This is a genomic window from Candidatus Deferrimicrobiaceae bacterium (assembly GCA_035256765.1).
Taxonomy (GTDB): domain Bacteria; phylum Desulfobacterota; class Deferrimicrobia; order Deferrimicrobiales; family Deferrimicrobiaceae; genus CSP1-8.
On sequence record DATEXR010000203.1, the window covers coordinates 1 to 4,903 of the forward strand.

Annotated in this window: 5 protein-coding genes; 2 read left to right on the forward strand and 3 right to left on the reverse strand. The window is 64.7% G+C overall.

Annotated elements, in window-relative coordinates; translation table 11 throughout:
- Positions 1-246: 246 nt before the first annotated feature.
- The gene (locus VJ307_06880) at positions 247-1,308 is read right to left on the reverse strand and encodes a 4Fe-4S binding protein (GenBank protein HJX73865.1); all 1,062 of its coding nucleotides are present in this window, start codon (positions 1,306-1,308) and stop codon (positions 247-249) included.
- A 138-nt stretch (positions 1,309-1,446) separates the two neighbouring features.
- On the opposite strand from VJ307_06880, the gene VJ307_06885 reads away from it, so the two are divergent.
- A complete protein-coding gene (locus VJ307_06885) occupies positions 1,447-2,706 on the forward strand; it encodes a CBS domain-containing protein (GenBank protein HJX73866.1) in 1,260 nt (419 codons plus the stop codon).
- A gap of 40 nt (positions 2,707-2,746) precedes the next feature.
- Here VJ307_06885 and VJ307_06890 read toward each other — a convergent pair whose 3' ends face one another.
- On the reverse strand, positions 2,747-4,015 hold the full coding sequence (locus tag VJ307_06890; GenBank protein HJX73867.1) for an Nramp family divalent metal transporter: 1,269 nt from the start codon (positions 4,013-4,015) through the stop codon (positions 2,747-2,749).
- Positions 4,016-4,189: 174 nt separating this feature from the next.
- Between VJ307_06890 and VJ307_06895 the strand changes: the two genes are divergently transcribed.
- Complete coding sequence (locus VJ307_06895) at positions 4,190-4,378, forward strand: hypothetical protein (protein ID HJX73868.1); 189 nt, start codon at positions 4,190-4,192, stop codon at positions 4,376-4,378.
- 102 nt (positions 4,379-4,480) lie between these two features.
- On the opposite strand, the gene VJ307_06900 is transcribed toward VJ307_06895, so the two are convergent.
- A partial coding sequence (locus VJ307_06900; protein HJX73869.1) for a cation transporter dimerization domain-containing protein occupies positions 4,481-4,903 on the reverse strand: 423 nt, incomplete at its 5' end.

Here is a 4,903-nt window from a genome sequence, read left to right on the forward strand (position 1 = left end):
CTCGCGCCGACCGAAAACGGTGCGGCTTCTCGAGGACACCTGCCGGATCTTCTCCCCGCTCTTCTGACGGGGTCTTCCCGCCTTAGTACTCCGCTTCATAAATACGGTGTCGCACCGAGAGCGTCGATGCGCCGCGCCAGCAAGGCGCGCGACTGAGGCATACCGTTGAGTATGGTGAAGGAGCGCAACGAAGCTGGAGCGGATGCAGCGGCGCTCGAATGCAACCGTATTTGTGAAACGGAGTACTTAGGGGTGGACCAGGGTGGCGGCGGTCCGGTATACCTCGGCGAACGTCGATGGGGAAAGCGTGGTGTGCCAGTGGCCGGTCAGGCGGGCGACGCCCCACAGGAGGAAGATCGTCCCCAGACCGGCAAGCGGGATGAGATAGGGGGAGAGGGATCCCTTTCCCTTCCGGGTGACCGTCAGGCAGTCCTCCACGGGACAGGAGGTGACGCACGACATGCACCCCGTGCACTCGGGGGTCCACACGGAGGCTTTCCGGTGGACGGTGATCTCCACGGGACAGGCCCGGGTGCACGCCTTGCAGTCGATGCAGACCGCCTCGTCCCGCACGACCCGCTGGGGAGACGTCCAACTGACAAGCCCAAGCAGCGCCCCGTACGGGCACAGGTACCGGCACCAGAAATGCTTGATGACGAGGGAGAGGAGGACCAGGGCTCCCAGGATACCGCCGGCGGTCCGGGAGATGTCGGTGAAGAAGAGGAGCATCTTGGCGTCGGCGGCGTAATTGTAGGGGGTGTGCATGAACCGGTCGATCGCCGCCGCGTCCATTTTCCAGAGGATCGCCCAGGCGAAGAAGGCGAGCAGGAGATACTTGAGGGAAATCAGGCCCCGGTCCGCCCACCGGTTCACGAGGATCTCCCTCTTTTGCCTTCTCCAGAGCGTTCTCTTCCCCGCCCACTCCAGCGCGCGGGAGATTCCGCCCACCGGGCAGACCCAGGAGCAGAAGACCTTGCGGGCGACCAAGGAGGAGAGGATCGCCGCGATCAGGATGGTGAGACCGGCCGGGTGCACGTCGTCGTACCGTCCGGTGAGCAGGAAGCGCTTCAGGCCGACGAGGGCGCTGATGGGCAGAAACCCCTCCACCGCCGGCGGCCGGTGGGCGGTGACCGGGCCTCCCGAAACGATCTGCCGGGAGAAGGAGGAGAATTCGATCCCCACCAGGACGAAGAAGAGGAGGTAAGCGCCCTGAACCACCCACCGAAGCGTGGGGAGGAGCGCATAGGGGTTGCGCCACTTCGCGGGGGCCGGCCCCTCCTGTGCGAGCGCCCCGGCGGGTTCCGTCATCGATGTTCCTCTCTCCCGTGCCCGAGTGGATGCTGGTTCCCTACTTTACCATTCTCGTTTTTGCCTTCCTTGACCTGACTCAACCCCCTCCATACACTGGAGTCGTCCGGGCGGTCCCGGGCAAGGGGAGTCCTCGATATGACGCTTGTGGGGGAACTGTTCGTAGCCGACGTCCTCGGAAAGCCGGTGCTCGACCCGTTGGGCGATGAGATCGGGAGACTGCGCGACATCGCGGTGGTCGGCGGCGGGACGTTTCCCCGGGCGGCGGGTCTTCTGCTGGAGAGGAAAAAAAAGGTTCTCTTCCTTCCGTGGGAGGATCTGAGCATCTTCAACCGGCGGATCATCTCCTCGCGGAAACGGGAATCCGATCTGTCGGAATACGCGCCGGCCCACGACCAGCTGCTCATCGGGAAGGATCTCCTGGACAAGCAGATCGTCGACATCGACGGCGCGAAGGTCGTTCGGGTCAACGACGTCAAGCTTGCCGAGGAAGGGGGAGCCGCCTGCGTCACGGGCGTGGACGTGGGAGTGCGCGGGATCCTGCGCCGGCTCGGGGTGGAGCGGAGGGGCGAGGCCTTCTTCCGGGCGATCCGCCACCCGCTGCGCCACCAGATGATCTCCTGGGCCCTGATCCAGCCCCTCCACGAGAAGCTCGACCGGCTCACCTTGGCCGTTCCCCGGGAGGCGCTCTCCGGGATCCACCCGGCGGACATCGCCCAGATCATCAGCGGCCTCTCCCCCGAGGAGAGGAAAGGGTTTTTCGGGAAGCTCGACCTCGAGACGGCCGCCGAGGCGCTCCACGAACTGGAGCCGGAGGTGCAGGCCGACCTCATCACCGACATGGACAAGGAGCAGGCCGCGGACGTCATCGAGCGGATGCCGCCGGACGAGGCGGCGGACGTGATCGCCGATCTTTCCCTCGAGAAGGCCCAGGAGATCCTCGGGCTGATCGAGAAGGAGGAGGCCCAGGACATCCACGAGCTTCTGGGGCACGAGGAGGACACCGCCGGGGGGCTCATGACGAACGAATACCTCGCCTATGCCCCGGGGATCACCGTGGGGCAGACGCTGGAAAAGTTCCGGGGGGAGGCCAGCGAGATCGAGTCGGTCTACTACGTGTACGTCGTGGAGGACGATAAGTTGCTGGGGGTCGTCGGGCTGCGCGATCTCATCCTCGAGGCCCCTTCGAAAACGCTCGGCGAGGTGATGCACACGAAGCTGATCACCGCCCGGGCGGACGCGAACCAGGAAAAGGTCGCCGAGTTGATCTCCAAGTACAATCTGCTCGCCCTTCCGGTGGTCGACGAGGAGAACTGCCTCTTGGGCATCGTGACCGTGGACGACGTCGTGGACCTGCTTCTGCCGCCTGCCTCCCGCCGCCGCCGCCGGAGGATGTAAGGAGCGATCCCCTCCCTTACGGCCGCCGTCCGGCCCGACGTCACGGTTCGGCCCCGAGCAGCCCCGGAAGCCCCGGGACAATCGTCAGGATCACAAGGAAGATCGTGAGAAAGATCATGGCAACCGTGGTCGTCCACGCGATCCCGTTGAACGCTTTCGAGTTGACGTACTCTCCCATCAGGTCCCGGTCGTTGATCAGCTTCAGCATGAACACGAGGACGAACGGCAGGAGGATGCCGTTGGCCACCTGGGAAAAAAGCATGATGAGGATCAAGGGGGCGGCGGGATACAGGACGCACAGGGCGCCAAGCACGATGATCCCCGTGTACAGCCAGAAGAAGTGGGGGGCCGTCCGGAAGTCCTTGTCGATGCCGGACTCCCACCCCATCCCCTCGCAGACGCAGTAGGAGGTCGCCAGCGGCAGGATGGAGGCGGAGAAAAGGGACGCGTTGGCCAGGCCGATGGCGAAGAGGAGCGAGGCGTATTTCCCGGCGAGCGGCGCCAGGGCGAGGGCGGCGTCCTTGGCGTCGTTGATGTGAATCCCCTGCGCGAACATCGTCGCTCCGCACGCGACGATGATCGAAAGCGCCACGATGTCGGTGACGAAACAGCCGAGGATGACATCCGCTCTGCACAGGGCGTAGTCCTCCACCGGGATGTGCTTTTCCACCACCGCGGACTGCAGGTAGAACTGCATCCACGGGGCGATCGTCGTCCCCACCATGCCGATGAGCATGATGACGTAGGCGCTGTCCATCTGCAGCACGGGAGTCACCAGCGCCTGCGCCACCGTTCCCCACTGGGGGTGGGCGAAATAGGCGGACACCGCGTAGGTGAAGTACACGGTGCTCGCAATGAGGAAGATCTTCTCGACGATGCGGTATGTCCCCTTCACGACGAGGAACCAGACCGCCACCGCCCCGATGGGAACGGAGAGGTACTTGCTGACCCCGAAGATCTCCAGGGCGGCCGCCCAGCCGGCGAATTCCGCAACCGTGTTGCTGATGTTGGCCAGGAGGAGCGCGATGAGCAGGAAGAAGGTCGGTCGGACCCCGAACTTCTCCCGGATGAGGTCCGCAAGAGTCTTCCCCGTGACCACCCCCATCCTCGCCACCATCTCCTGGACGACGATCAGGGCGGCCGTGATCGGGATGAGCGTCCAGAGGAGGGAGTACCCGAAATGCGCGCCGGCGATCGAGTACGTGGCGATCCCCCCGGCGTCGTTGTCGACCGATGCCGTGATGATCCCGGGGCCCAGGACGGCCAGGAACGCGAGAAACCTCTTCTTGTCAGGGCGGCGCAGACGCATGGGAATGCCTCTCCCGGCACGTCGGATAATTTTCCAAAACTACCATACCCGTTGGGGACTTGCCTACTGAAAGGGGAAGGGCGCATGGTATTCCCGGCACCCGGTGATATACTATCTCTCCCCCCGGAAACGCCGCGGGGCGGTCAACGGAATCGAGGGAAAAGGAGGTGCCCCATGGAACTGGTGCTGACCAACCTGGAAATCCGGGCGCTGAAAGGGACCCTTGAAACGGAGATATCGCATTTGCGGAGGGAGATCACGGCAGCGAAGGACCAGCGGACGCGGGAGGATCTGGTCACCCGGAAGGAACTGCTGGTGTCGATCCTGGAAAAGTTGCCCGCCGTCGTCCTGAACGTCGCGTAAAACTGGGCGGGGACACTCCTCTACGCCGGGGGGGGACACTCCTCAACGGACGACACGATATAGGAATGTCCCCCTTTGGAGATGTCCCCGGAGAAGGGCAGGTCAGTGCGAGTGCCCCGGCAGGCCGTCGTGGTCGTGTGACGGCACGCCGTGCCGGGCGACCCCCGAAGCATGCGCCGGGTCCACGTGGATGGTCGCATCCGACAGGTACCGGAGGTGGTGGAGCATCCGGTGGCGGACCTCCGTCGCGATCGCATGCCCCTCGCTCACGGACCGATCGCCGTCGACGGCGAGGTTTACCTCCGCGTACATCCGGTGACCCGCCCAGCGGACCCGAACGTCCGATACCTCCACGACTCCGTTCACGGAGGCGGCGGTCTCCCGGATCTCCCCGACCGCAGCCGGGTCGGATCCGTCGAGCAACCGCAAGAATACCTCTTTCCCCGTCTCCCACACGATCCGGAGGATCATGGCGGTGATCAGGAGTCCGACCGCCGGGTCCGCGAGGGGAACCCCCAGCCAGAC

Bases quoted from the DNA above. Each gene is read 5' to 3' on its own strand.
- VJ307_06895 (HJX73868.1), top strand. From the start codon at position 4,190: ATGGAACTGGTGCTGACCAACCTGGAAATCCGGGCGCTGAAAGGGACC.
- VJ307_06880 (HJX73865.1), bottom strand. From the start codon at position 1,308: ATGACGGAACCCGCCGGGGCGCTCGCACAGGAGGGGCCGGCCCCCGCG.
- VJ307_06890 (HJX73867.1), bottom strand. From the start codon at position 4,015: ATGCGTCTGCGCCGCCCTGACAAGAAGAGGTTTCTCGCGTTCCTGGCC.
- VJ307_06885 (HJX73866.1), top strand. From the start codon at position 1,447: ATGACGCTTGTGGGGGAACTGTTCGTAGCCGACGTCCTCGGAAAGCCG.